The sequence below is a fragment of the Chryseobacterium sp. 27AL genome, from assembly GCF_057815395.1.
The window spans coordinates 22345-46510 of the sequence record NZ_JBYRIW010000011.1 but is presented as its reverse complement, the minus strand read 5'-3'; the positions used below and the strand labels follow the sequence as shown (position 1 = coordinate 46510).

The following is a 24166-nucleotide window of genomic DNA, read 5'->3' as shown; positions in this document are numbered from 1 at the left end:
TTTTAATTCAGCGCTTTATTGTTTTAATTCTTATTCTGAATCCCTATTTTTGTAAGTTGATTTACTTTTTTATGTCAGATATTATTCAGCTTTTACCGGATCATGTAGCCAATCAAATTGCGGCAGGGGAAGTCGTGCAGCGGCCTGCATCCATTGTAAAGGAACTTTTGGAAAATGCCATTGATGCCGAAGCGACAAAGATTGAACTGATTGTAAGAGATGCCGGAAAAAACCTGATTCAGGTAGTGGATGACGGAAAAGGAATGTCGGAAACAGATGCCAGAATGGCTTTTGAAAGACATGCTACCTCCAAAATCAGAGGGACAGAAGATATTTTCAAAATTGCGACGAAAGGGTTTCGTGGGGAAGCACTCGCTTCTATTGCGGCAGTTTCTCAGGTTGAACTGAGAACGAAGCAGAAAGATGCAACGATAGGAACTAATATCTACATAGAAGGCGGTGTATTTCAGTTTCAGGATCCGATCCAGACGGCAGACGGATCCAATTTTTTAGTAAAGAATCTGTTTTACAATGTTCCGGCCAGAAGAAAATTCCTGAAAAATAATAACATCGAATTCAGGCATGTTATTGATGAGTTTCAGAGAGTTGCACTGGCACACGAAAATCTTGAATTTTCCCTGTTTCATGATGATGAGGCGGTTTTCAGATTAAGAAAAGGAAGCCAGATGCAGCGTATTGTGGATATTTTCGGGAGAAAACTGCAGCCACAGCTGATACCCATTAAAGAAGATATTATCTGGTGCAAGCTTCACGGATTTGTTGCTAAACCTGACGGCGCCAAGAAAACGAGAGGGGAGCAGTTTCTTTTCGTGAACGGAAGATATTTTAAAAGTCCGTATTTTAATAAAGCTGTGCAGGAAGCTTTTGAAGGGTTATTGCTGCCGGGATATATTCCTACGTTTTTCCTTTTCCTTGAGCTGGATCCGGAGAAAATTGACGTTAATATCCATCCTCAGAAAACAGAAGTGAAATTTGAAGATGAGCATCTGATCTTTGCCTTGCTGCGCTCTACCATCAAAAGATCGCTGGGTATCTATAACGTGGCGCCGAGCCTTGATTTTGAAAGGGATCCTCAGCTGGATGAAATCATGCAGAAAACATTCCCAAGCAAAAGCAACGGAGGTGGAAGCGGATTTGTCAAGATGCCGGAAATCATTGTAGATAAAGACTACAATCCCTTTTTGGAAGAAAGAGGGGTGAAGCAGGCAGAAATCCAGAATCTCGCAGAAATGTACCATCAGAATATTTCCGCTGAGCCTTCGAAGATCAACCTGTTTGAAGATGAAGATTTTGATGAGGACCTGATGAGGCTTCCGAACGGCTACTGGCTGTTTAACAAAGGCGATAAAACCCTAATGCTGGATCTTGGGAGAATGCACAGGCTGGTGGTTTCTGAAAATTCAAAACCCGTAAAAAAGGGAACAACAAACAGTCATTCATTACTCTTCTCTCTGGAGTATCATATGAATGAGATTGAAAAGAATAAATATAAATCGATCAAGAAATTTCTTCCGGAATTGGGCTTTGAGATGAGTATTGCTCATGAAAGCGTACTCAGAATCGATGCTGTGCCTGAGGGGCTGAAAGAAACCCAAGTGATGAAGTTCCTGGAAAATCTTTTCGATATTCTGGAATACAAAACGGAAGAAGAATTCATGCAATATTATCAGAACCAGTGGAATAAGATGCAGTCGAAGTCTAGATTTGATTTTATCTATAAAAAAGATGCGGAACAGCTGATCAGAGATTTTACAGCATTAGGTTTCCCGGAATTTTTACCAAACGGGAAAAGATGCTTTTTTGAAGTTCCGTTTAATGATTTTAAAAATAAATTTTAAGTATGTTTAACAGTATCCCTCCGATTACGAGAAATATTATCATTATCAATGTTGTTGTATTTATTGCAGTGAATTTTTTATTTCCGCAATTTTATGCTTCTTTATCAGCGTTTTATCCATTTTCTCCCAACTTCAGATCTTGGCAGGTGATTACACACATGTTCATGCATGGAGGCTATGCACACATTCTTTTCAATATGCTTACGCTGTGGAGCTTCGGGCCTGTTTTAGAACAGGCATTAGGAGAGAAACGATATCTTATTTTATATTTTCTAAGCGGATTGGGTGCATTTTTCTTATTTAATCTCTGGAATTTTTATGAAGTGCAACAGCTCACTTCCGAGCTTACCAATGCAAATATCAATGTTTCGGATATTTTTATGAAAGCAGATCTTAATAAGTTTGATTTTAATCCTGCGGCATATGCATATAATGAGCAGGCGTTAAATCTTTATTATGCATTGACCTCTCCGATGGTCGGCGCTTCAGGAGCAATTTTCGGTGTTGTTGCGGCATTTGCAACGCTGTATCCGGATGCTAAAATCGGCATCATGTTTATTCCGATTCCGATGAAAGTTAAATATTTATTACCAATTATTGTTATCGGTTCCGTATGGCTCGGAATTTCTGGGAATGTCGGAGGAATAGCTCATCTGGCACACGTCGGCGGGGCATTGGTAGGATGGCTTCTGGCAAGAAACTGGAGAAAACACCTATACAGATTCAATTAAGGTCCTGTGAAAGTCTTACGTCTCATCCTTTTCGTTGTACATATAGGAGTTTTTTTTCTGCTGGCAGCAATGCTCCTGAATGCCTATGTTCCGCCGAAAACTTTTCCGTGGTTTAATCTGCTTTCTTTGGGATTTCCGATATTGATCTCAGCGTATGTGATCCTTACGCTATTCTGGATATTTAGCTGGAAGAAAAGAGCATTCGTTTTTTTATTCTTAGGATTGATGTTTTTTAAACCTGTCATTAGATGGATTAATTATTCTCCACAGAAAAACGAAGCTCCTGACCTGAAAGTGCTTACCATGAACGCGAAGGGTGGCTATTATGGGATAGATCACATTAATGATTACATCAGCAGTCAGAATGCCGACATTGTTATGCTACAGGAATATGGAGGGCACATGAAATATCATTTCGATGGACTGAAACAGGCTCCGGATAGTTGGGTGATCCAGGTTTTCTCAAAACACAGAATTATTGAGCAAAAACAGCTTATAGAAAGTGATTATACTTTTAATAATGCCTATGCTTCACAAACAGATATTGAGATCAGGGGAAAGATTTATCGGTTTATCAATGTGTATCTTCAGCCTTTTAAGTTTAAAAAGAATATGGTGAAGCTTGTTGGCAAAAGTGAAGAAGACGAGCAGAAAGTGAAAAACGTCATCAAAAGACTTATTCCTACTTTTAAAATGCATCAGGAGCAGATCAGCTCAATACGGGAAAGTATTGACAATTCTCCGTATCCGGTTATTCTGGCTGGAGATTTTAACTCGGTTCCTAATTCCTACGAGTATTATCATTTGCTGGATGGTCTTCAGGATGCTTTTGTTGAGGCAGGAAAAGGAAGTGGTACAAGCTTCCATGATTATAAATTTCCAATAAGAATCGACTACATTTTTTCTTCAAAAAATATAAAACCCCTTACTTATAAGGTAGACCGGTCTGTAAAGCTATCGGATCACTTTCCTGTGATGGCTACTTTTAAGCTCGAAAAATAATCATCTGTATTTTGTGATCTGATGATTTAAAAACATACCATAAAAGTTATCTTGTCATTATTTGTAATTGCAGAATTTCTACTAAATTAGTTCTCATGAAAAATTTATTTTTTATAATCCTGGTTTCATCTGGCCTGGCATTTTCTTGTTCTAAAAAAGAACCGCAGGACCTTTATCCGGTGGACAGTCCGAAGGCAAACTATGATACTGTAGCTGTAGATTCTTTTTCCGCCGGTGCAACGTCTGTCGATGTGGCTCAACAGATCAGAATGTCTTCGCAAAAGTATCAGGATTCATTAAAAGAAGTTTTAAAGATTCAGAAACAGGAGAGAAAGATCAAAGAAGAGCTGGAAAAAGAAAATAAGAAAAAAGAGGAAGACGAGAAGAAGCAAAAGGCCGAAGGACCACCCTCAACCTCTGAACCAAAAACAGAATAATATTTAGATACATTTAAATTATAAATACGTATGAAAAAAAACATTTTATCAGGATTAATGATTGCTGCATTGGCTGTATCGTGCACCAAATCAAAATCAAAAACAGAGAAGGTTGAAAATCCTGACGGTACCGTTACCACCACAACGACAACCGTTTCAGAAACCGGATTGGGAGTTGATACAACTAAGATCGACGAAGTAAAAGAGAAAACTCAGGCGAGAATTGACGCAGCGGGTGAAAAAATTGACAATGCCGCAGAGGACGCCAAGAATAAAATAGATGCCACTGCTGACAAAACGAAGGAAAACCTTCATAAAGCAGGGCAGGATATTAGAAGCGAAGCCAATAAAGTTGGGAAAGATGTAAAGAATGCTGCTGCAAAAGGGGCCGGAAAAGTGGAGGAAGGCGCAAAAAAACTTAAGGAAGATTTAAGCAAATAAATTAAAGGCTGTTGTACAACTTGCAACAGCCTTTATTTATCAATCAAACAATTTCAGTTGCTGATCTCTGGATCCTGTAAAATTTCTGGTGGAAAGTTTTGGAAATTCTTTACCGTCAAAAAACTTTTTTCTGCCGATTTTAAATGTATTGTGAATCATCTCGGCGATGTTTCCTTCTCCTTTTTGCCGGTCGAAATATCTTTTTTCTCCCAGTTTCCCTCCCCGCATAGATCGGATTAAATTTAAAACTTTCTGCGCACGATCCGGAAATGCATTTTCGATCCAATTGATAAAAACGGGTTCAACAGTATCATTTAATCTTACCAGTGTATAGCCAAAACTTTGTGCTCCTGCATCCGAAATTGCTTTTAAAATAGTTAAAGGTTCATCACTGTTCAGTCCCGGTATAATCGGGGCAACCATTACGTTCACAGGAATATTATTTTGTGAAAGGATTTCTACAGCTTTCAGTTTATTTCCTGCGGAGCTTGTTCTGGGTTCCATCTTCCTCCGCAGATCTTCGTTAATCGTTGGAATACTGAGGGAAACCGACACGAGATTCTGTTCGGCCATTGGTTTTAATATATCAATATCTCTGAGAACCAAAGCATTTTTGGTAAGCACATTTACCGGATGCCTGTAATCAAGGCATACCTGGAGAATCTTTCTTGTAATTTCAAACTGCCGTTCTGCGGGCTGATAGCAATCTGTATTTCCGGAGAGCAAAATAGGCTCAGGTTTATACCCTCTTTTCTGAAAGAATTTTTCAAGTAATTCCGGGGCATTTTTCTTCACCATGATTTTTCTTTCAAAATCGATTCCAGCGCTATATCCCCAATATTCGTGAGTAGGTCTAGCAAAACAGTAAGAACAGCCATGCTCACAGCCCTGATAAGGATTCATGGAATATTCCATCGGGAGATCCTCGCTTTTTACCTGATTTACAATTGTTTTCGGAAAGACTTCGGTGAAAGAGGTTTTTACAGATTCAAGGTCTTCATCTTCTGGTTCATATGTGTACCGGTCGAAACGATTGATCACATTTCGTTGAGCGCCCTGTCCTTTTATGATATGTTCATTCTGCATTATGTTGTAAAAATAGAATGGAAATTTCAGATAATAATGAGTTTTAACATTAAAGTTTTCCACAAAAAAATCCAACACCGTATCAGTGCTGGATTCCTAAAAATTGAATATATTTTTTCCTACTTCAATGCGTAAAATTCTATGCCGTGATAATCTTCTTCATGATTCTTTTTATCAAAATGTCTATGATAATCAGAATATGCATCATTGTATTTTCTGTCTTTTTTATGTAGTATTTTTTTTATTCCGATGATACTTAATACTGCCAAAAGACCGACTCCTCCTGCCAGTAAAACGCCAACTTCCTTTTTCATATTTTTCTGATTTATTATCCTGTCTATTGCAAAAAGTATACCCAATTAAGTTATGATTTTATAATTTTTGTTAACAATAAGTATGCATAAAATTACCGGATCTTAAAACCAAATGGTTTGATTATTGTATTTTAGAAGAAAAATATTATTATGGAAGGTACAGGAAATATTGACAAAATGACTACATTGAGTCAGGTCATGACAAGACTCGCCCAAAGAGGCATTCACAGAGAATATAGAATGAATGAAAATGGCGAAGTGAAATTGGATAATTCTGAAAAGCAATATTCGCCGGATGATCTTACCATCATAAAAACCTATCGTTTTGAAGGGGTAAGCAATCCTGATGATAATGCAGTATTATACCTTGTAAAAGATCAGGATGCAAATCTTGGTATAATTATAGATTCTTACGGCGCAGAAAGCAACCATCCTAAAGAATTTGATAATTTTCTACGTGAAATACCAATTCTTGAGAGCGATGAATTTGACTTCGATTGATATAAAACCCCGGAACTACTCAGTTTCGGGGTTTTCTTTTTTCTTGAATATTCCTTTTAAGAAATCTTTTTTCTCTTCTTTACCGGTTTCAGGCTGTTTTTCTGATGTTTTATTGTGATTGTCTTTTTTCGCTGCCTGACCTATTTCTTTAGCAGACTGCTTCATATCTTTTACGCCATCCTTTACATTTTTAGCAGTAGAAACCGCTTTGTCAGCAGTTTTTTTAGCTTTGTCAATATTAATTCCAATAAGCGTTTTCTTTAACCCCTGCTCAATTCCTTTCCAGAAAAGATTGAAGAATGATTTGGTTGGGTCTCTTTCCACGTCTTCCACGTCTACATCTTCCGGCAGTTTTCCGGAGTCGGATTTCACCAGCAAATTGGCTACGGCGGTTAAAAATCCTTTTTTCTCTTTATTTTCTTTATCCAGAATAGCGACCTTCAGATCTTTATGCTTAAGGTTAAATTTGCCATTCAGGCCTTTAGGATTTCCCCTGAAATTAAAAAGCATTTTCTGAATTGTTCCGGTAGCGGTAACGTGAAGATAAGGACGAATGAAAGGATTAATTCCTGTCGCAGGAAGATTGGTTGTTTTCCCGGAAATAGTAAAATGATCTCCCTGATCTGCAACATCAAAATTCCAGTTTACAGAAAGCGGTGCCAGATTCATGAAAGAGCAGTTGATTTTTATGTCAACCCTTGTCGGTCTGCCTTTTGTTTTCGCTGAATTCAAATTTTTTACGTTCATATTAAAATTGCTGAACGTAAGCTTTCCGGGTCCTGCACTTTCCGGCGTATCTTCCTCATATACTAGTTTTGAATCTTTAAGGTTAAGATTATTAACCACCATAGGAATTTTAATGGAACGAAGCATCCTTGAATACAAAGGTTTTTCCTTCGGATCGTCTTTCGGAATTTTACTTCTGAAAATATTAGCATCAGCATTCCGGATCGTCACGTTCGAGGCATTAATTAACTTTTGATCTGCAAATAGGTTCCAGGTTCCGTTTGCACTGATCTGATTTGCTGTTATGTCATACAAATCTCTCTCAACAGGAATCATTTTAATAAACTGTGCTCTGGAAACGAGAGGTTTCATGGCAAAACCAGTAATATTCACATTATTTTGATCGAGCTTTAAAAAGTTTGCCTTTATATTATAGAACTGTGTTTTATAAACGAAATTTTTAGTTGAGATAGTGTACTTGTCAATTTTAGCTTCTATTCCTGAATTATCTTTTTTAGAAACAAGCCGAATATCATTAATCGTAGCGTTCAGATCATTAAAAGTAAGAGGTTGGTTATTTTTAGAATAGGTAATGTCTGAATTCTGCAATACAACTTTTCTGATTAAAATCGGAAACTGAATGCCACTTGTATCTGATTTTTTATTGTTTTTAACCTGGGCAGTTCCGGCTGTTATTTTTCCTTTGATTCGGCTTACCAGAATATCTTTTACATCAAGATTCATTTTTTTATTGGTAAAATCCCATTTGTTGATGTTGAATCCAATATAATCTGCCAGAAGATTCATTGATGTTTTCTCTGTTGAAGCACTGTTGGGAACAACTGAAATATTTCTTATTTCTCCTTTCTTAGGACTCAGGTTAATGCTCGCGAAATTAAAATCCTGATGATTCGAAAACAGAACATCTTTCCCGGAAATCTGAAAATTTTTATATCCTACAGGTATCAATTCCTGTCGGGTTTCTTTGTCAAATTTCAGCTGGCTAACATCGACATTAAGATTTTTAGCGTACAGAAGTTTATTGCCGTTGGGCTTCATGATCTGCACGGTAGCATTATTCAGTTTTACATTTTCTAGATTAAGCTCAAAATCGGAAGGTTTTTTTGCCTTCACAGGATTCGCATCTGTTGTGTAAATTAATACATTAGGCTGATAAAAATTAGCATGAGCCAGGGAAACATTATTCTTTTTCAGGACCAGATCTTTAAATTCCATTTTTCTGATAACAAACTGAAAAAGTTTATTTTTTTTAGGATAATATTTTTTAAACTGATCAAAATCCAACACGGGAATCAGCTGGAAATTTTCAACGGACATCTGCCCGTCTGAGGTTTTAATGGAATTGATCTTCAGCGCATATACATCATCGGGACGAACGAAGAAATTCTTTCCCCGGATGTCATATTTATCAAAAACAACGGGAAGCTTATTTTCAACTGATTCCTCTGTAAGTTGTAGATTTTCGACATACAGATAAAGGTCCTCTACAGATAAAAATTTTTGTTTGGTATGTCTGAAGATGCTGATATTACCCTCATTAATCCTGATATTTTCAAAACTGACAGGATTTCTTTTCTTTCCGGTTTTATAGTCAATTGGTTTTGCCAGAATAACATTCAGATTCGGTCTTGAAAGCAGGAGATCTGATGAGCTGATCTGTTTATTGAACAGCGCATCGTAAATTCCGAAGCGGCTTATTTTTAAAGTGTCGATAGTTCCCTGAAGTCCGATTACATTTATGTTTTGAGGATTTTTACTGTTGACTGCTATTTTCGTGGCCAGAATATTTCCGGATAGCAGATCAACTTCCATACTTTTATAGGAAACCTTATAATCGGTGTTATTCTTTATGTACTTCGGAAGCTGGGTTTTAAGCCAGATGTTAAGTCCGAAATTCGCTAATAAAATAATCACCAACAAAATTCCCAGACCAACAAACAGCTTTTTAACCCATTTTTTCATTTTACATATTTTGTTTTTTTATTTAAAGATCAATTCTTTACATTGAGCTCAATCACGTACCCCTCGTGACCTCTTATATTGATGAAATCTCCTCCGTCAAAGCCAAGATATTGTCCTTTGATTCCGGTAAGCTTTCCGGTAAACTCAGGCTTTTTATCAAGCGTAAAAGATGTTACTTTTTCAGGCTTTTCGAAAGGATAATCAAACCGCCACAAATCTTCGCCTTCACTATAGAATTTCTGAAAATCATCAGGAAAATATTCTTTTATTTTTTGCTGAAAATCTGCCAGGTCAATATCATCTTCCAGATCATCCTGAAGCATTTTTTTCCAGCTCGTTTTATCAGGAACATGTTGCTTGAGAGCGACTTCTATCATTCCTGCTTCATATCTGTTTTCGGTTCTTGCAATAGGCAAAGCAAAAGTCGCGCCCTGATCGATCCATCGCGTAGGAATCTGTGTATTTCTTGTGACACCTACTTTTACTTCCCCTGTATAAGCAAGGTAAACCGTATGAGGCTGAAGCTGAATTCCTTTTTCTACTTCCAAATCCCGTTCCGCAATTCCCAGGTGCGCAGTTGAAAGTTCCGGGCGAATGATGGTGTCGCTGGCGTAAGGACTTTCAAAAAAGCAGTTTTTGCAGAAACCCATTCTGTATATCGGCTTGTTTTCCTGGCAGTTTACACATTGAAAGCCAATATGTTTTATGGTTAATTCTTTCCCGAAAAGCTCATTCATATGAATAAGATCACCGGAAAGATTAAGATAATATTGAATAGGCTCATCGTTGAAGCTTGTCATTTTTAAAATTTGTCCCTGAAACTGCATATTGATGTAGATTACTTTTTCAAGTAAAATTAATGATTATATTTTCAAAAAATAAATTTATATTTTTGCTTTACTAAAAAGCCACAAATGGTATATCTTATCACCGGCGGAAGCGGATTCATTGGTTCTCATCTCGTAGAGCAATTATTGAAAAAGGGACATTCTGTCATAAATATTGACAACTTTGATGATTTCTACAATTATCAGATAAAAATTAAGAATACTTTAGACTCTGTACAGAATTTTTCGGATTTTGAATTTTCAGAAAAACAGGAAGATATTCGAAAATTGGTGTCTGTCACAAAATCTGAAAAATATACTTTATATTATCAGGATATCCGTGACAAGACGGGACTTGAAAAGATTTTCCAGGAGAATAAAATTGACGTGGTGATTCATCTTGCGGCACTTGCCGGAGTTCGTCCATCCATCGAAAGACCTCTGGAGTATGAAGAAGTCAATATCCGGGGAACCATGAATATATGGGAACTGTGTAAAGATTTTAATATTAAAAAAGTTATTGCAGCTTCATCATCAAGTGTTTACGGAAATAATGAAAAAATTCCGTTTGCGGAGACTGATAACGTAGACAAACCGATTTCTCCGTATGCTGCCACCAAAAAATGTGGTGAAATTGTAGGCCATGTGTATCATGATCTATATAATATTGATATGATTCAGCTGAGGTTTTTTACGGTTTACGGGCCTCGCCAAAGACCAGATCTTGCGATACATAAATTTACAAAGCTGATCACTGAAAACCAGGAAATTCCCTTTTATGGTGACGGAACCACAGCCAGAGATTATACGTATATTGATGACATTATAGACGGAATTATCAAATCGATAGCGTATATAGAAAATCATTCGGATGTATATGAGATCATTAATCTTGGCGAAAGCGAGGTCATCAGCCTCAACGAAATGCTTTCTGTCATAGAAAATACATTGGGAAAATCTGCCATCCGGAAAAATCTGCCAATGCAGCCGGGAGACGTCCTTAAAACCAATGCAGATATTACAAAAGCAATGACATTAATAGGCTATAAACCTGACACAAACTTCCAAAATGGCATAAAAAAATTTGTGGAATGGTTTTTGAGAAAATGACATCAAACAGGCTGACACCACAGTAAAATGCAGATCTGTGGCGTAGAATGAACAAAAATTAATAAAAAGAATTGAAAATCAGGTGTAAAAAAGCATATAATATAAGCTATTTTTATACTTTTGCAAAAAATTAGAAAATTATGTACTGGACATTAGAATTAGCTTCATATTTAAGTGACGCACCTTGGCCAATGACAAAAGCAGAGCTTATCGATTACGCAATCAGAACTGGTGCACCTATGGAAGTTGTGGAAAACCTTCAGGCAATTGAAGATGAAGGAGAGATTTACGAATCTATTGAAGAAGTTTGGAGTGATTATCCTACGGATGAAGACTTCCTTTGGAACGAAGACGAATATTAAATTAAAAGCAAATCAAGCTTTAGGCATCGCTTAGAGCTTTTTTGCCCTTTTTTACATATCAATTTTACACGATAAGCGTGTTATTTAAAACGCTTAAAGCATATCGCTTTAGGCATAAAGCAAAAAATTTATGAGTTTTTTAAACAAAGTTCTTAAAGGGTTTTTGGGAGACAAAAAAGCGCAGGACCTAAAAGAAGTAAAAAAAGTTGTAACAAAAATCAAAGCTGTTGAACCCAATATTCAACAGTTGTCTGACGATGGTTTGAGAGAGAAAACTGCTGAGTTTAAAGAGAACATTAAATCGGCAACCGGTAAAATCTCAGCTCAGATAGAACAGATACAAGAGCAGATAAAAAATTCGAAAAACGTTGACGAAAAAGAAGCGCTTTTTTCAAAAATTGAGGCTCTAAAAAAGGAATCATACGAAATTGAAGAGAAAGTTCTCGGCCAGATTCTTCCTGAAGCTTTTGCATTGGTAAAAGAAACAGCAAGAAGATGGGCACAAAACGGAGAAATCCGTGTAAAGGCTACCGACTGGGACAGACAGCTGGCTGCTGCTGGAAAAGATTTCCTTGAAATCCAGGGTGATGAAGCCGTATGGAAAAGCTCCTGGGATGCTGCCGGAACTCCCGTAAACTGGGATATGGTACATTATGATGTGCAGTTCATCGGAGGGGTAATTCTTCACAGTGGTAAAATTGCCGAGATGGCAACCGGAGAAGGTAAAACATTGGTGGGTACACTTCCGATCTTCTTAAATGCGCTTCCGGGAAGAGGGGTACATGTGGTAACCGTTAACGACTATCTTGCGAAAAGAGACTCGGCCTGGATGGGACCTTTGTACCAATTCCACGGAATGTCAATCGATTGTATTGATAATCATCAGCCAAACTCAGACGGTAGAAGAAGAGCATACAATTCTGATATTACTTACGGAACCAACAACGAATTCGGTTTTGATTACCTGAGAGATAACATGGTAACTTCTCCTTCTGAACTTGTGCAGAGAGAGTTAAACTTTGCCATTGTCGATGAGGTGGATTCCGTATTAGTGGACGATGCAAGAACGCCATTGATTATTTCCGGACCGGTTCCACAAGGAGACAGACAGGAATTTGATGTGCTGAAGCCTTCTATCGACAGAATTGTTGAGGTTCAGAAAAAAACGGTTTCTGCAATATTTAATGAAGCTAAAAAATTAATTGCAGCAGGAAATACAAAAGAAGGTGGATTCAAATTGCTTCAGGCGTACAGAGGTCTTCCTAAAAACAGACAGTTAATTAAATTTTTATCGGAAAGCGGAAACCGCGCATTGCTTCAGAAAGTTGAAGCGCAATATATGCAGGACAACAACCGTGATATGCCGATTGTAGATAAGGATCTTTACTTCGTTATCGAAGAGAAAAATAATCAGGTAGACCTTACCGACAAAGGCGTTGAATATATGTCTCAAGGGAATTCTGACCCTAATTTCTTCGTACTTCCTGATATCGGAACTGAAATTGCCGAACTGGAAGCTAAGAATCTATCCAAAGAAGAAGAATTTGAGGCTAAAGAAAGACTTTTCTCCGATTTCGCAGAAAAATCAGAGAGAGTTCACACGATGAGTCAGTTGCTGAAAGCCTATACATTATTTGAAAAAGATGATGAGTATGTGGTAATCGACGGTGAAGTAAAAATCGTTGATGAGCAGACAGGCCGTATTATGGAGGGAAGACGTTATTCAGACGGTCTTCACCAGGCTATCGAAGCTAAAGAAAATGTGAAAATCGAAGCGGCTACGCAGACTTTTGCAACGATTACGCTTCAGAATTATTTCCGTATGTACAACAAACTTGCGGGGATGACAGGTACTGCTGAAACTGAAGCTGGTGAGCTTTGGGAGATCTATAAATTAGACGTTGTGGTAATTCCTACCAACCGTCCGATTTTAAGACATGACAAACAGGATCTTGTTTTCAAAACCAACAGGGAAAAATATAATGCGGTCATTGAAGAGATTGAAAACTTAACGGCAGCTAAAAGGCCTGTTCTTGTCGGAACAACTTCTGTTGAGATTTCTCAGTTGTTATCAAAAGCATTACAGTTAAGAAAAATTCCCCATCAGGTTCTTAACGCGAAACTTCACAAAAAAGAGGCAGAAATCGTTGCCGGAGCAGGACAACCGGGAGTTGTTACCATTGCTACCAACATGGCAGGACGTGGTACCGATATTAAGCTTACCAAAGAAGTAAAAGAAGCCGGAGGCTTAGCGATTATTGGTACGGAACGACATGATTCCAGACGTGTTGACAGACAGTTAAGAGGTAGAGCAGGGCGTCAGGGAGATCCGGGAAGTTCTCAGTTCTATGTGTCTTTGGAAGATAATTTAATGCGTCTTTTTGGTTCCGAGAGAATTGCTAAAATGATGGACAGAATGGGTCATAAGGAAGGAGAAGTTATCCAACACTCTATGATTACCAAGTCTATTGAAAGAGCTCAGAAAAAAGTAGAAGAAAACAACTTCGGAATTAGAAAGAGATTACTTGAGTATGACGATGTGATGAATAAACAGCGTGATGTAATCTATAAAAGAAGAAAGAACGCGCTTTTTGGAGATCACTTGAAATATGATATTACGAATATGATTTTCGATGTTGCCAATTCAATTGTGGCAAAAGGAAAAGCATCAGGAAGCTATAAAGATTTCGAATATGAGATCATCAAAACTTTCACAATGGAATCTCCGGTGTCTGAAAGTGATTTCAAAACGAAAAACATTCAGGATCTGACAAATATTTTGTTTAAAGCTGCTCAGGAAGATTACCAGATGAAACTGAACTTACTGAAGGAAAAATCATTCCCGATTATTGAGAATGTTTACCAAAATCAGGGCTCAATGTTCAAAATGATTCAGGTTCCTTTCACTGATGGTCATAAGACAATGACTATTGTAACCGATCTTAAGGAAGCATATGAAACGCAATGTGACAGCTTAATCAATGATTTTGAGAAGAACATTACCTTATCAATCATCGATGAAAACTGGAAATTGCACTTACGTGAGATGGACGATCTGAGAAGGTCTTCACAGGGAGCTGTTTACGAACAGAAAGATCCTTTGGTGATCTACAAACAGGAATCTTTCCATTTGTTCAGCGAAATGATCGACAAATTGAATAAAGAAATTATTTCATTCTTATACAAAGGAGAAATTCCTGCATAGAATTAATAATTTTAAAACATATAAAAGCCACTTCAGACAGTTCTGAGGTGGCTTTTGTTATTTAGTGTATATTAATTTTATGACAAATATCAATTTAATAATTTATTTAGAATAATTAAAAACAATATATTTGCACAAAATTTGAGTTTCATGAAAAATATGCTGATCTGTGCGTCGATGTTAGGTTCTATGCTAGCTTTTGCTCAGGAAAAAGATACGATTAAGTCAAATGATATTGAGGAAGTTATTGTAAATGGCAAGTATTATAAAAAATATGTTGAGAAGGAAGGATCATCTTCCATGCGTTTGGACGAAGAGCTGATCAAAATTCCTCAGAATATATCTATCATTACCAACAGAGCATTAGAGGACCAGCAGGTGACAACATTAAGCGATGGTGTTTTGAGAAACGTTGCAGGAGCACAAAGACTAGAACACTGGGGAGACATGTACACCAGAGTAAATATGAGAGGTTCCCGAGCTGCAGCTTTCATGAACGGTGTAAATGTTACCTCAAACTGGGGACCATTGAGCGAAGATATGTCTTTTGTAGACCACATTGAATTCATCAAAGGCCCATCAGGTTTCTTGATGTCAAACGGAGAGCCTAGCGGTATTTATAATATTGTGACCAAAAAGCCTACCGGACAATCTCTAAATGGGTCTGCCAGAGTAACACTGGGTAGCTACAATATGTACAGAGGTGAGGCAGATGTTGATACAAAAATTACGGATAAAGTAGCATTCAGATTAAATTTAATGGCTCAGAACAGAAACAGCTTCAGAGATTATGAATTAAATGACCGATATATTATCAACCCTTCCCTGAAAGTAAATCTTACTGATAAAACCACTTTAACAGCAGAGTATATTTATCAGAAAGCAAAAATGTCAGAAGTGGGTTCTGCTTACGTATATTCTGTAGAAGGCTACGGTACCAAGCCTAGAAGTTATACCATTACTGATCCAAGCATTGATCCAACAAATGTGGATAATAATACAGTAAACATTAATTTACAACATAAGTTTAACGATAACTGGAAATTGACTTCTCAATTGACGTATGTAAATGAATATACTTTAGGAAGCGATATCTGGCCAAGCGAGGTAGCAGGAAACTATATGATCCGCAGATTGAATTACTGGGAGGCAGATAATACAATGAAGTTTGGACAGGTTTTCTTAAATGGGAATGTAAAAACAGGAAAAATCTCTCACCGAATTTTAGCGGGACTCGATTTGGGTAGCAAAAAATATATGGCTGACTGGTCTCAGGGTTATAATATGGACAAATATAATGAAACTGATGATTATGGCTTGGCACCGGACTATAAATACTGGTATAATTTAAATACTAATAATTATGACATCAACGGAACCTATGCTTATTCAGGACCTAACAATACAACAAAATATCTTCCCTTTGATGTTAATACTAAACCACTTTCTGTAAGAGCGGGTGTAGGAAGCATGATTAATCAGAATTATACAGGGTTATACTTACAGGACGAATTAGGCTTTTTTGATGATGCTTTGAGGTTAACACTTGCTGCCAGATATACCAATGTAAAAGAAGAAAACTATGGTACGAAGTCGGAAGCAGATAAACTTACACCTCGTATCGGACTAAGTTATTCAGTTGATGAAAATATGTCGGTATATGCCCTGTATGATCAGGCTTTTACTCCTCAGACAGGCTTATTCAGAGATGGGACAACGGCTAAGCCAATCACTGGAGATAGCTATGAAATTGGTGTAAAAAAAGACTGGCTGGGAGGAAAATGGAATACAACCTTATCTCTTTATAATATCAATAAAAACAATGCTATCGGGGTAGATCCAAGCCCGGATAATGCTAATGGGATTTATTCTATTTTCTTAGGAAAAACGAGGGTACAAGGATTGGAATTTGATCTGAAAGGTGAAATTGCCAAAGGGTTTAATGCAATATTCAACTATGCATTCACAGAAAATAAATTTACTGAAACTACAGCTCTGAATAAAGAAGGCGACAGAGTACCTGGATATGCCAAACATACAATCAATGGCTGGTTAAACTATACTTTTACACATGGAATGCTGGAAGGATTCGGATTAAGTTTCGGAGGAACTTTCTTGGGCGACAGAAGTACATGGAACTGGGGAGCTGCCGGAACACAAAACATGAACGATTATCTTAAGTTTGATGCAGGTTTGTCATGGGAAAACACAAAATTCAGAGTAGGATTGAATGTCTTTAATGTTTTCGACAGATATTTATATTCAGGATCTTACTATTCTTATGGAAATTACTATTACTATCAGGCAGAAGCTCCGAGAAATTTCAGACTTTCAATAGGATATAAATTTTAAATAATCAAAAGTTAGCCCCTCAAAAGGTTAACTTTTTTCTCATGAGAAAGAAGCATCATCATAAAAAGAAACTTTCTTTTGCCAAAAAATGGTCTGCCAAACTGCATTTGTGGTTTGGCTTATCTGTTGGGCTGATTGTTTTTATTGTTTCCTTATCGGGGACAATGTATGTTTTTAAGGATGAAATTCAGAATCAGCTGAGGAAAGAGGTGATATATGTAAATGCTGAAACGATTAGGCAACAGCCTTTACCTATTGATATTTTAAAGGAAAAAGTGACCTTGGATCTCCATCAAAAATATCCTTTAACTTCCGTTGAAATTCCTTTGGATAAAACAAAATCCTACGAGTTTTTATACTATGAAAAAAACAAAGAAGCCTGGAATTATTTTGACGAAGTAAAAATCAATAAACTGGTATATGTCAACCCTTATAACGGAGAAATTCTCGGGATTTATAATGAAAAATACGACATCTTTCCTATCCTGAAATCCATTCACTGGAGTTTATTGTTAAAAACAGACTGGGGAAAATATGTGGTGGGAATTCCTGTTGTGCTGTTCATTATCATGCTGATCACGGGAATCATTCTGTGGTGGCCTAAAAATAAAAAAGCAAGAAAAGGACGTTTTTCATTCGACTGGAAAAATGTGAAGACATGGAAACGTAAAAATTATGATCTCCACAATATTCTGGGATTTTATGTTTCATTTATTGCTTTGATAATAAGTTTATCCGGAATTTACTTTTCCTACCATTGGGTAAAAAACATTTTCAACTTCGCTTTATCCGGATCATCAGAACTTCCTAAAGAAAAACCAATACAGTCGCCAGATTCACTGATGGCGAAAAATAATTCTGTCTTTGATCTCACGGCACAGCAAACAAGAAAGCTTTATCCTGCTTATTCAAGCTTCAGAATTCCGTTAAATGGGAAAAACAAGAAAGGAAAAGAATTAAAAAACATTCCTGTCACAGTGTATGGCGAAGATGGAAGATTTGCCGTCAGAAGCCAGCTGGCTTTTGATAAATATTCAGGAAAAATTCTGATGAATACATCTCATCAGCAATTAAACAACGCAGAAAAATATGCAAATGCCAACTATGACATTCACACAGGATCATACTTTGGCATCTTCGGAAAAATCATCTGGTTCATCGCAGGGCTCATCTGTACCTCATTACCCGTAACCGGATTTTTAATATGGTTTGGTAAAAACAAGAAAAAAGGAATTAGAAAAACATGAAAAAGACCATTTTAGCAGCAGCAACATTGGCTGCCATCAACATCTTTGCGCAACAAAAAGATTCTTTACAGGTAAAAGATGTTGATGAAGTTGTACTGACCGCTTCCAGAAAAAAGGAAAACATTAAAGAAATTCCAAGTTCTGTAACGATTGTCAATCAGAAGCAGATTCAGTCACAGCTTACTGTAAATTCCGATATCAGCAATATTTTACAATACACTGTTCCCAGTCTTGCTGCCAGCTCAGGAACCACTACCAATAGCGGGCAAACGCTCAGGGGAAGACAGGTTTTAGTACTCATCGACGGAATTCCGCAATCTACACCGTTGCGAAATGGGGCAAGAGATATCAGGTCTATTGATCCTTCTGTCATTGAGAGAATTGAAGTCATCAAAGGGGCAACTTCCATTTACGGGAACGGATCAGACGGAGGAATTATCAACTATATCACCAGAAAAAGCACCGGCGATAAAAAGATTTCAGGAATTTCACAGGTGGGAATTACCGGACAACCCTACGGCGGAACTTTAGGATTCAGAGCAAGCCAGCTGCTTTCCGGAAAGATCACGAAAGATTTCGATTACGTTGCTTCATTTGCCTATGAAAGAACAGGATATCTGAAAGATGCAAACGGAGATAATCTGAGTCCTACCTACAGCACAGCCAAAATGAATAATTACAACGGAATGCTTAAGCTGGGCTATAATTTCAATGAAAACAACAGAATTGAAGCGTCCTACATTGGTTATGCTTCAAAATCTGACCTGAATTTAGGCCTTAAAACAGGAAAATACGGACTGATCCCTACCATCGGTGAAGGATTGGGAAAAGGACTTGAAACCACTCCACAGGGTACTCCTAGAAACCACAATCTGAAAGTGAGCTACGACAATAAAAAGCTCTGGCAGGGAACTTCATTAAATGTAAACCTGTATATGCAGGATTTCAGAACGGTTTACGGATACAGCGATACCTTTTTCAATGGCGGACAATCGAATGTAATTTCTAAAAAATACGGGGCAAGAGCCAATTTTGACACTCATCTCTGGAATGCTCAGAATTCTCAGGGCGAAATCATTTATGGAATTGATATTCTTAATGATCAGACGGTTCAGAAACTGGAAGATGGCCGCTACTGGACCCCTGATATGAACATGACGAATATTGCCCCTTTTATGTTAATGAAAATCGATCTCTTTAAAAAGCTGATTCTGAAAGGAGGGCTCCGCTATGAAAATATTAAAGTGAAAGTTGGCGATTTTAATACGTTATCTTCCATTAAAAACGACGGCACATTTACCCAAAGTATTTTTGTAAAAGGCGGCGATCTGGAATACAATGCCCTGGTTGGAAATATTGGATTCCGATATAATATTAACCCTGAAATCAATATTTTCGGAAGTTTCTCTCAGGCATATTCCATTAATGAATTGGGAAGAATATTAAGAACCTCAACCTCAGATACAATTAATAATCTGGAAACAAAACCCATTATCGTAAACAATTATGAGCTGGGTGCCACAGGACAGATTACCAAATGGCTCAATTATGAAGTAACTTCCTATGTCAGCACTTCAAAACTGGGAGCTACTTTTGTTCAGAGTGCCGACCGGTCATTAACGATCCAGCGTGCTCCGGAGGTAGTATATGGTGTGGAAGGATTTCTGCATTTTTCACCGGTAAAATGGATCAGTTTCGGAGGAAGCTACAGTTGGATGGAGGGAATTACTTCACCAAAAGACGACGGCGATTATTCAACAAAAATTAATAACAGCAGAATTTCAGCACCGAAAGTCCTGGCATATATTCAGGCAAGACCTATCAGAAATTTATCAGTAGGATTGGACATGCTTCATATGTTTGGACAAGACAGGTTTCAGCCAAATGCTAAAGGTCTTTTCACCTACGGCGAAGGAACAGTTCCTGAATACACGGTTTTCAACTTTAAATCAAGCTATGAGGTTAATAAAAACTGGAAGGTTTCTTTAGGTATAGAAAATCTTTTCAATAGACTTTATCAGCCGGCAATTGCCTGGTGGGCAGCCAGAGATAGTGATTTTGCAAACGCTTTAGGAATGAGGGGGACCTTTATGGTTGAATATAAATTTTAATACAAATTATAGTTTTTAAAAAGCAAGAGCGTTTCATCATATCATTAAGATGAAACGCTTTTTATATTAAATGAAATCAAAAAGGAAGTCTATTGATAAAAATCCTTAATTATAAGTATTCTAAATAAAAACTAAAGCATTATCTTTGCGCCACGTAAGGATATTATGAGAAAAAAGCATCATCATAAGAAAAAACCAAGTGCATTTAAAAAATGGACGGGCAAACTGCATTTGTGGTTTGGCTTAGGTATTGGGTTTCTGATCTTTGTAATTTCTATCACGGGAGCATTGTATGTTTTTAAAGATGAAATTGAAAATTTTACCCGAAAAGATGTGATCTATCACAACGAGCAGAATATAGATCAGAAAGAGGTTCTCCCGATCCGTGTGCTGGAAAAATCGGTGGTCGAGCAGGTGAAGGAGAAATATCCGGTTCATTGGGTGAATATTCCGATTGATAAAAAAATGTCGTACCTATTTTACTGGTATGAACACGATCCTAAAGGCTGGAATTATTTTGACGAATTTCCGATCTATAAAGTTGCCTACGTAAATCCCTACAACGGAAAAGTTTTAAGAACATACGATGAGAAAAACGGGTTTTTCCAGATTGTGAAAATGATCCACTGGAGTTATCTTTTGAAACAATCATGGGGAACATATCTGGTGGGAATTCCTGTGATTATATTTATCATCATGCTTATTTCAGGAATCATCCTCTGGTGGCCGAAAAATAAAGCCGCAAGAAAACAGCGTTTTTCTTTCAAATGGCAAAATGTAAAAAGCTGGAAAAGGAAAAACTATGACCTTCACAATGTTCTTGGTTTTTATGCTTCTATTTTTGCTTTAATATTTTCGATTACAGGATTGTTCTATGCTTTCTTTGTCGTTCAGGCGGCGATTTACTTTATCTTTTCGGGTGGAAAGACCGCTTATCCTGATTTTTCATCGATCAAAACCAAGGCTCCGATCGAGTTGAGAACCGAAGGAACATTAGATAAAATCAGCAATACCGTTAAGGCAAAATATCCTGATTCCTACGGATTTTCTATTGATCTCGGCCATGAGCATATGGATGACCACGAACACCCGAATTTTGAAGTTTATGTAAAACATTTATCCTATTCTTATCATAAAAGCAGCAGTCTTATTTTTGATGAAAACTCAGGAGAATTGCTTCACACTCACGATATGAAAGACAAAAATTTCGGTGAAAAAGCAGTAGGAGCCAACTACGATATCCACGTCGGATCCATTCTTGGACTTCCAACAAAGATCATTGCCTTTTTTGTAAGTCTCATATGTGCCTCATTACCAGTAACTGGCTTCATGATCTGGTGGGGAAGGAGGAAAAAGAAAAAGGTAAAAGCAACATAATATTTTTTTTAAATAAAATTCCTCTTAATCGTCTAATAATAATATCTTTTTTATAATTTTAACCTTTTAGAATTATTAAGAAGAGAAATGTCATTAGTAGATTTGTCAAAACATGTTGCGCTGGGAATTGATATCGGCGGAACAAACACAAAATTTGGAGTGGTAAACCACAGAGGTGAAGTTTTGGAAAAAGGAAATATCCGAACCGATGCCTATCCTACCGTAGAAGAATATATTGATGCTTTATACGAGGCTGTTTATCCGCTGATCGAAAGCCACGGAAAAGAAAAAAACTTTGATGGGATAGGAGTAGGCGCTCCAAATGCCAACTACTATACAGGAACGATAGAGCAGGCGCCTAATCTTCCATGGAAAGGCATCATTCCTTTTGCGGAACTAATAAAAGCTAAGTTCGGGCTACCCTGCACCATTACCAACGACGCTAATGCTGCGGCCATAGGAGAAATGCTCTTCGGAGCAGCAAGAGGCATGAAAGATTTCATTATGATTACCCTGGGAACTGGCGTTGGAAGTGGTATTGTTGCCGGTGGTAAGCTGATCTACGGACACGACGGATTCGCAGGAGAATTGGGACATACCATTGTAAAACCAGGTGGAAGAAAACATTGGAGTACCGGCTCTGAAGGCTGTCTTGAAGCCTACGCTTCTGCAACGGGAATTGCCATTACCGCAAAAAAAATGCGCGCCGAATTCCCCGAGTCTATGCTGAATCAATATCCTGAAGAAGCCATCAACTCTAAGACAGTACATGAATGCGCACTGAAAGGAGATCCTATTTCTATAGAGGTTTTCAGATATACAGGACAGAAACTGGGAGAAGCATTGGCTAATTTTGTGATGTTCTCATCTCCGGAAGCCATTCTTCTTTTTGGCGGAGTGATCAAAGCAGGTGATTTTATTTTAAAACCTACAAAACTGCATATGGAAAGAAATTTACTTCCTATTTTCAGAAATAAAGTAAAATTGGTTTTCAGCGAGCTCGACGAGGCTGATGCTGCTATTTTGGGAGCAAGTGCTTTGGTTTGGGAGAAATAATTGAGAGTTATTTGAATAGATACGAGCATCCTTTTTAAGGGTGCTTTTTTTATTGATAAATATTTTAACGCAAAGACTGATATTCAGACCTATTACTTTAGAAATAAATATGCTTCGCGAAGTTTACATGAACGCTTCATCAATCAGCTTGCTGATTCGCTCTTTGCTTCCTTTAAAATATTCATCATAAGAATAAAACTTTGCGTCGAAGAAATATCCCGCGGATTTTGCAGATGGCGCGGATTTTCTTACTGATTTTTTTAACGCAAAGATGGTTGTGCAGGCCTATTACTTTAGTTGGCAAAAGCAATAAATTGCAACGCGAAGCAAACTTCAACTTCATCAAATCAGCTTGCTGATTAATCTTAGTTCACTTAAAATATCATGTTTTTAAAATAAATCTTTGCGCTGAAAAAACTGCCGCAGGTTTAAAGGATTTATTTTCCAAAATAATTTGTCTCATCTATCATTGTCATTTGGATTTGAATCACATCCTGACGCAGAAATTGAAAAACTTTTCCTTATTTTTGATTGTTTTTTCTCCATTACTATTCCTTAAAAGAGAAAATATTTAAATACAATAATCAACTTTAGAATGGATAATAATAATTTAGCGCAGATCACTTTTGGAGGTGGATGTTTTTGGTGCGTGGAAAGCTGTTTTAATATGCTGAAAGGTGTACAATCTGCAATTTCTGGATATTCCGGAGGCCATAAGGATAATCCGACGTATGAAGAAGTGTGCACCGGAGAAACAGGTCATGCAGAGGTGGTACAAATCACTTATGACCCGGCCATTATTTCTTACGAACAATTAATGGATGTATTCTTTTTCCTTCACGATCCTACGCAATTGAACAGGCAGGGTAATGATATCGGAACACAGTACCGTTCTGTAATTTATTATAAAGATGATGCAGAAAAGGCAAAGGCCGAAGAGGCTATTGAAAAGTCTAAACAGTCTGGAAGGTGGCAGGGAACTTACGTAACAGAATTAACGAAATTTGACAAGTTCTGGCCGGCGGAACAATACCATCAGGGATATTATAATGAGAATCCTACGCAGCCTTACTGTAGTGCTGTTGTCGGGCCGAAAATTCAGAAATTTAAAAAGCATTTCGGTGAGCTTGGAATGTTGAATGATTAATAAATAACTAAGGCTGTTTCAAATCTGAGACAGCCTTAGTTATTTAAAATAGGGGTCATTTTAATTCCGCGGATGCTTCATTTATTTTGCCGGATGGCTTATATAATTTTGGCCGGTGTCATATTTGTTTCAGCCAAAGCCTTCTCAAGTTGAGACGAAGGCATATCTGTTTTGGACAGAGCTTCATATACTTTTGCCAAAGCCTTATACATTTTATCCGGTCTCTTGTATACTTTGGACGATGTCATATTTATTTTGTAAGAAGCCTTATCAGATTATATTTAAAAAGGCT

Annotated in this window: 19 protein-coding genes; 15 read left to right on the top strand and 4 right to left on the bottom strand. The window is 37.4% G+C overall.

From position 1 onward, the window contains the following. Positions 1–71 precede the first annotated feature (71 nt). From mutL to AC3WV0_RS14210, 5 genes are all read left to right on the top strand, one after another. The gene (mutL, locus tag AC3WV0_RS14230) at positions 72–1859 is read left to right on the top strand and encodes a DNA mismatch repair endonuclease MutL (RefSeq protein ID WP_488846761.1); all 1788 of its coding nucleotides are present in this window, start codon (positions 72–74) and stop codon (positions 1857–1859) included. Between the two features lie 2 nt (positions 1860–1861). After that, positions 1862–2590 (top strand): rhomboid family intramembrane serine protease, encoded by a 729-nt coding sequence (locus AC3WV0_RS14225; protein WP_488846760.1) that lies wholly within the window; start codon positions 1862–1864, stop codon positions 2588–2590. A 6-nt stretch (positions 2591–2596) separates the two neighbouring features. After that, complete coding sequence (locus AC3WV0_RS14220) at positions 2597–3592, top strand: endonuclease/exonuclease/phosphatase family protein (RefSeq protein WP_488846759.1); 996 nt, start codon at positions 2597–2599, stop codon at positions 3590–3592. Positions 3593–3687: 95 nt separating this feature from the next. Beyond that, the gene (locus AC3WV0_RS14215; protein WP_488846758.1) at positions 3688–4029 is read left to right on the top strand and encodes a hypothetical protein; all 342 of its coding nucleotides are present in this window, start codon (positions 3688–3690) and stop codon (positions 4027–4029) included. Between the two features lie 30 nt (positions 4030–4059). Continuing rightward, positions 4060–4470 (top strand): hypothetical protein, encoded by a 411-nt coding sequence (locus AC3WV0_RS14210; RefSeq protein WP_488846757.1) that lies wholly within the window; start codon positions 4060–4062, stop codon positions 4468–4470. A 39-nt stretch (positions 4471–4509) separates the two neighbouring features. On the opposite strand, the gene AC3WV0_RS14205 is transcribed toward AC3WV0_RS14210, so the two are convergent. Both AC3WV0_RS14205 and AC3WV0_RS14200 read right to left on the bottom strand, forming a co-directional pair. Continuing rightward, positions 4510–5556 (bottom strand): PA0069 family radical SAM protein, encoded by a 1047-nt coding sequence (locus AC3WV0_RS14205; protein ID WP_488846756.1) that lies wholly within the window; start codon positions 5554–5556, stop codon positions 4510–4512. A 119-nt stretch (positions 5557–5675) separates the two neighbouring features. Then, entirely contained in the window at positions 5676–5870 is a 195-nt protein-coding gene (locus AC3WV0_RS14200; protein ID WP_488846755.1) for a hypothetical protein, read from the bottom strand. A 150-nt stretch (positions 5871–6020) separates the two neighbouring features. On the opposite strand from AC3WV0_RS14200, the gene AC3WV0_RS14195 reads away from it, so the two are divergent. Next, positions 6021–6371, top strand: a complete 351-nt coding sequence (locus tag AC3WV0_RS14195; RefSeq protein ID WP_312901977.1) for a hypothetical protein — start codon at positions 6021–6023, stop codon at positions 6369–6371. Positions 6372–6386: 15 nt separating this feature from the next. On the opposite strand, the gene AC3WV0_RS14190 is transcribed toward AC3WV0_RS14195, so the two are convergent. Together AC3WV0_RS14190 and AC3WV0_RS14185 are read right to left on the bottom strand one after the other, a co-directional pair. Then, on the bottom strand, positions 6387–9080 hold the full coding sequence (locus AC3WV0_RS14190; RefSeq protein WP_488846754.1) for a hypothetical protein: 2694 nt from the start codon (positions 9078–9080) through the stop codon (positions 6387–6389). Positions 9081–9109: 29 nt separating this feature from the next. Then, positions 9110–9907, bottom strand: a complete 798-nt coding sequence (locus AC3WV0_RS14185) for a DUF2797 domain-containing protein (protein ID WP_488846753.1) — start codon at positions 9905–9907, stop codon at positions 9110–9112. A gap of 87 nt (positions 9908–9994) precedes the next feature. On the opposite strand from AC3WV0_RS14185, the gene AC3WV0_RS14180 reads away from it, so the two are divergent. The 9 genes from AC3WV0_RS14180 (at position 9995) to msrA (ending at position 23874) form a co-directional block, all read left to right on the top strand. Continuing rightward, positions 9995–11017, top strand: a complete 1023-nt coding sequence (locus tag AC3WV0_RS14180; protein ID WP_488846752.1) for a GDP-mannose 4,6-dehydratase — start codon at positions 9995–9997, stop codon at positions 11015–11017. 140 nt (positions 11018–11157) lie between these two features. Beyond that, positions 11158–11379 (top strand): DUF2795 domain-containing protein, encoded by a 222-nt coding sequence (locus AC3WV0_RS14175; protein ID WP_002662059.1) that lies wholly within the window; start codon positions 11158–11160, stop codon positions 11377–11379. 130 nt (positions 11380–11509) lie between these two features. After that, on the top strand, positions 11510–14584 hold the full coding sequence (gene secA, locus AC3WV0_RS14170; RefSeq protein WP_488846751.1) for a preprotein translocase subunit SecA: 3075 nt from the start codon (positions 11510–11512) through the stop codon (positions 14582–14584). 150 nt (positions 14585–14734) lie between these two features. Beyond that, the gene (locus AC3WV0_RS14165; protein ID WP_488846750.1) at positions 14735–16936 is read left to right on the top strand and encodes a TonB-dependent siderophore receptor; all 2202 of its coding nucleotides are present in this window, start codon (positions 14735–14737) and stop codon (positions 16934–16936) included. A gap of 41 nt (positions 16937–16977) precedes the next feature. Then, positions 16978–18183 (top strand): PepSY-associated TM helix domain-containing protein, encoded by a 1206-nt coding sequence (locus AC3WV0_RS14160; RefSeq protein ID WP_488846749.1) that lies wholly within the window; start codon positions 16978–16980, stop codon positions 18181–18183. Next, a complete protein-coding gene (locus AC3WV0_RS14155; RefSeq protein ID WP_488846748.1) occupies positions 18180–20294 on the top strand; it encodes a TonB-dependent receptor in 2115 nt (704 codons plus the stop codon). Before AC3WV0_RS14160 ends, AC3WV0_RS14155 begins: the two co-directional genes overlap by 4 nt. A gap of 165 nt (positions 20295–20459) precedes the next feature. Then, on the top strand, positions 20460–21671 hold the full coding sequence (locus tag AC3WV0_RS14150; RefSeq protein WP_488846747.1) for a PepSY-associated TM helix domain-containing protein: 1212 nt from the start codon (positions 20460–20462) through the stop codon (positions 21669–21671). An 87-nt stretch (positions 21672–21758) separates the two neighbouring features. Beyond that, positions 21759–22727: an ROK family protein gene (locus tag AC3WV0_RS14145; RefSeq protein ID WP_488846746.1), complete on the top strand. Its 969-nt coding sequence runs from the start codon at positions 21759–21761 to the stop codon at positions 22725–22727. Between the two features lie 595 nt (positions 22728–23322). Continuing rightward, positions 23323–23874, top strand: coding sequence for a peptide-methionine (S)-S-oxide reductase MsrA (msrA, locus tag AC3WV0_RS14140; protein ID WP_488846745.1), 552 nt, complete (start codon positions 23323–23325; stop codon positions 23872–23874). The last annotated feature ends 292 nt before the right edge of the window (positions 23875–24166 follow it).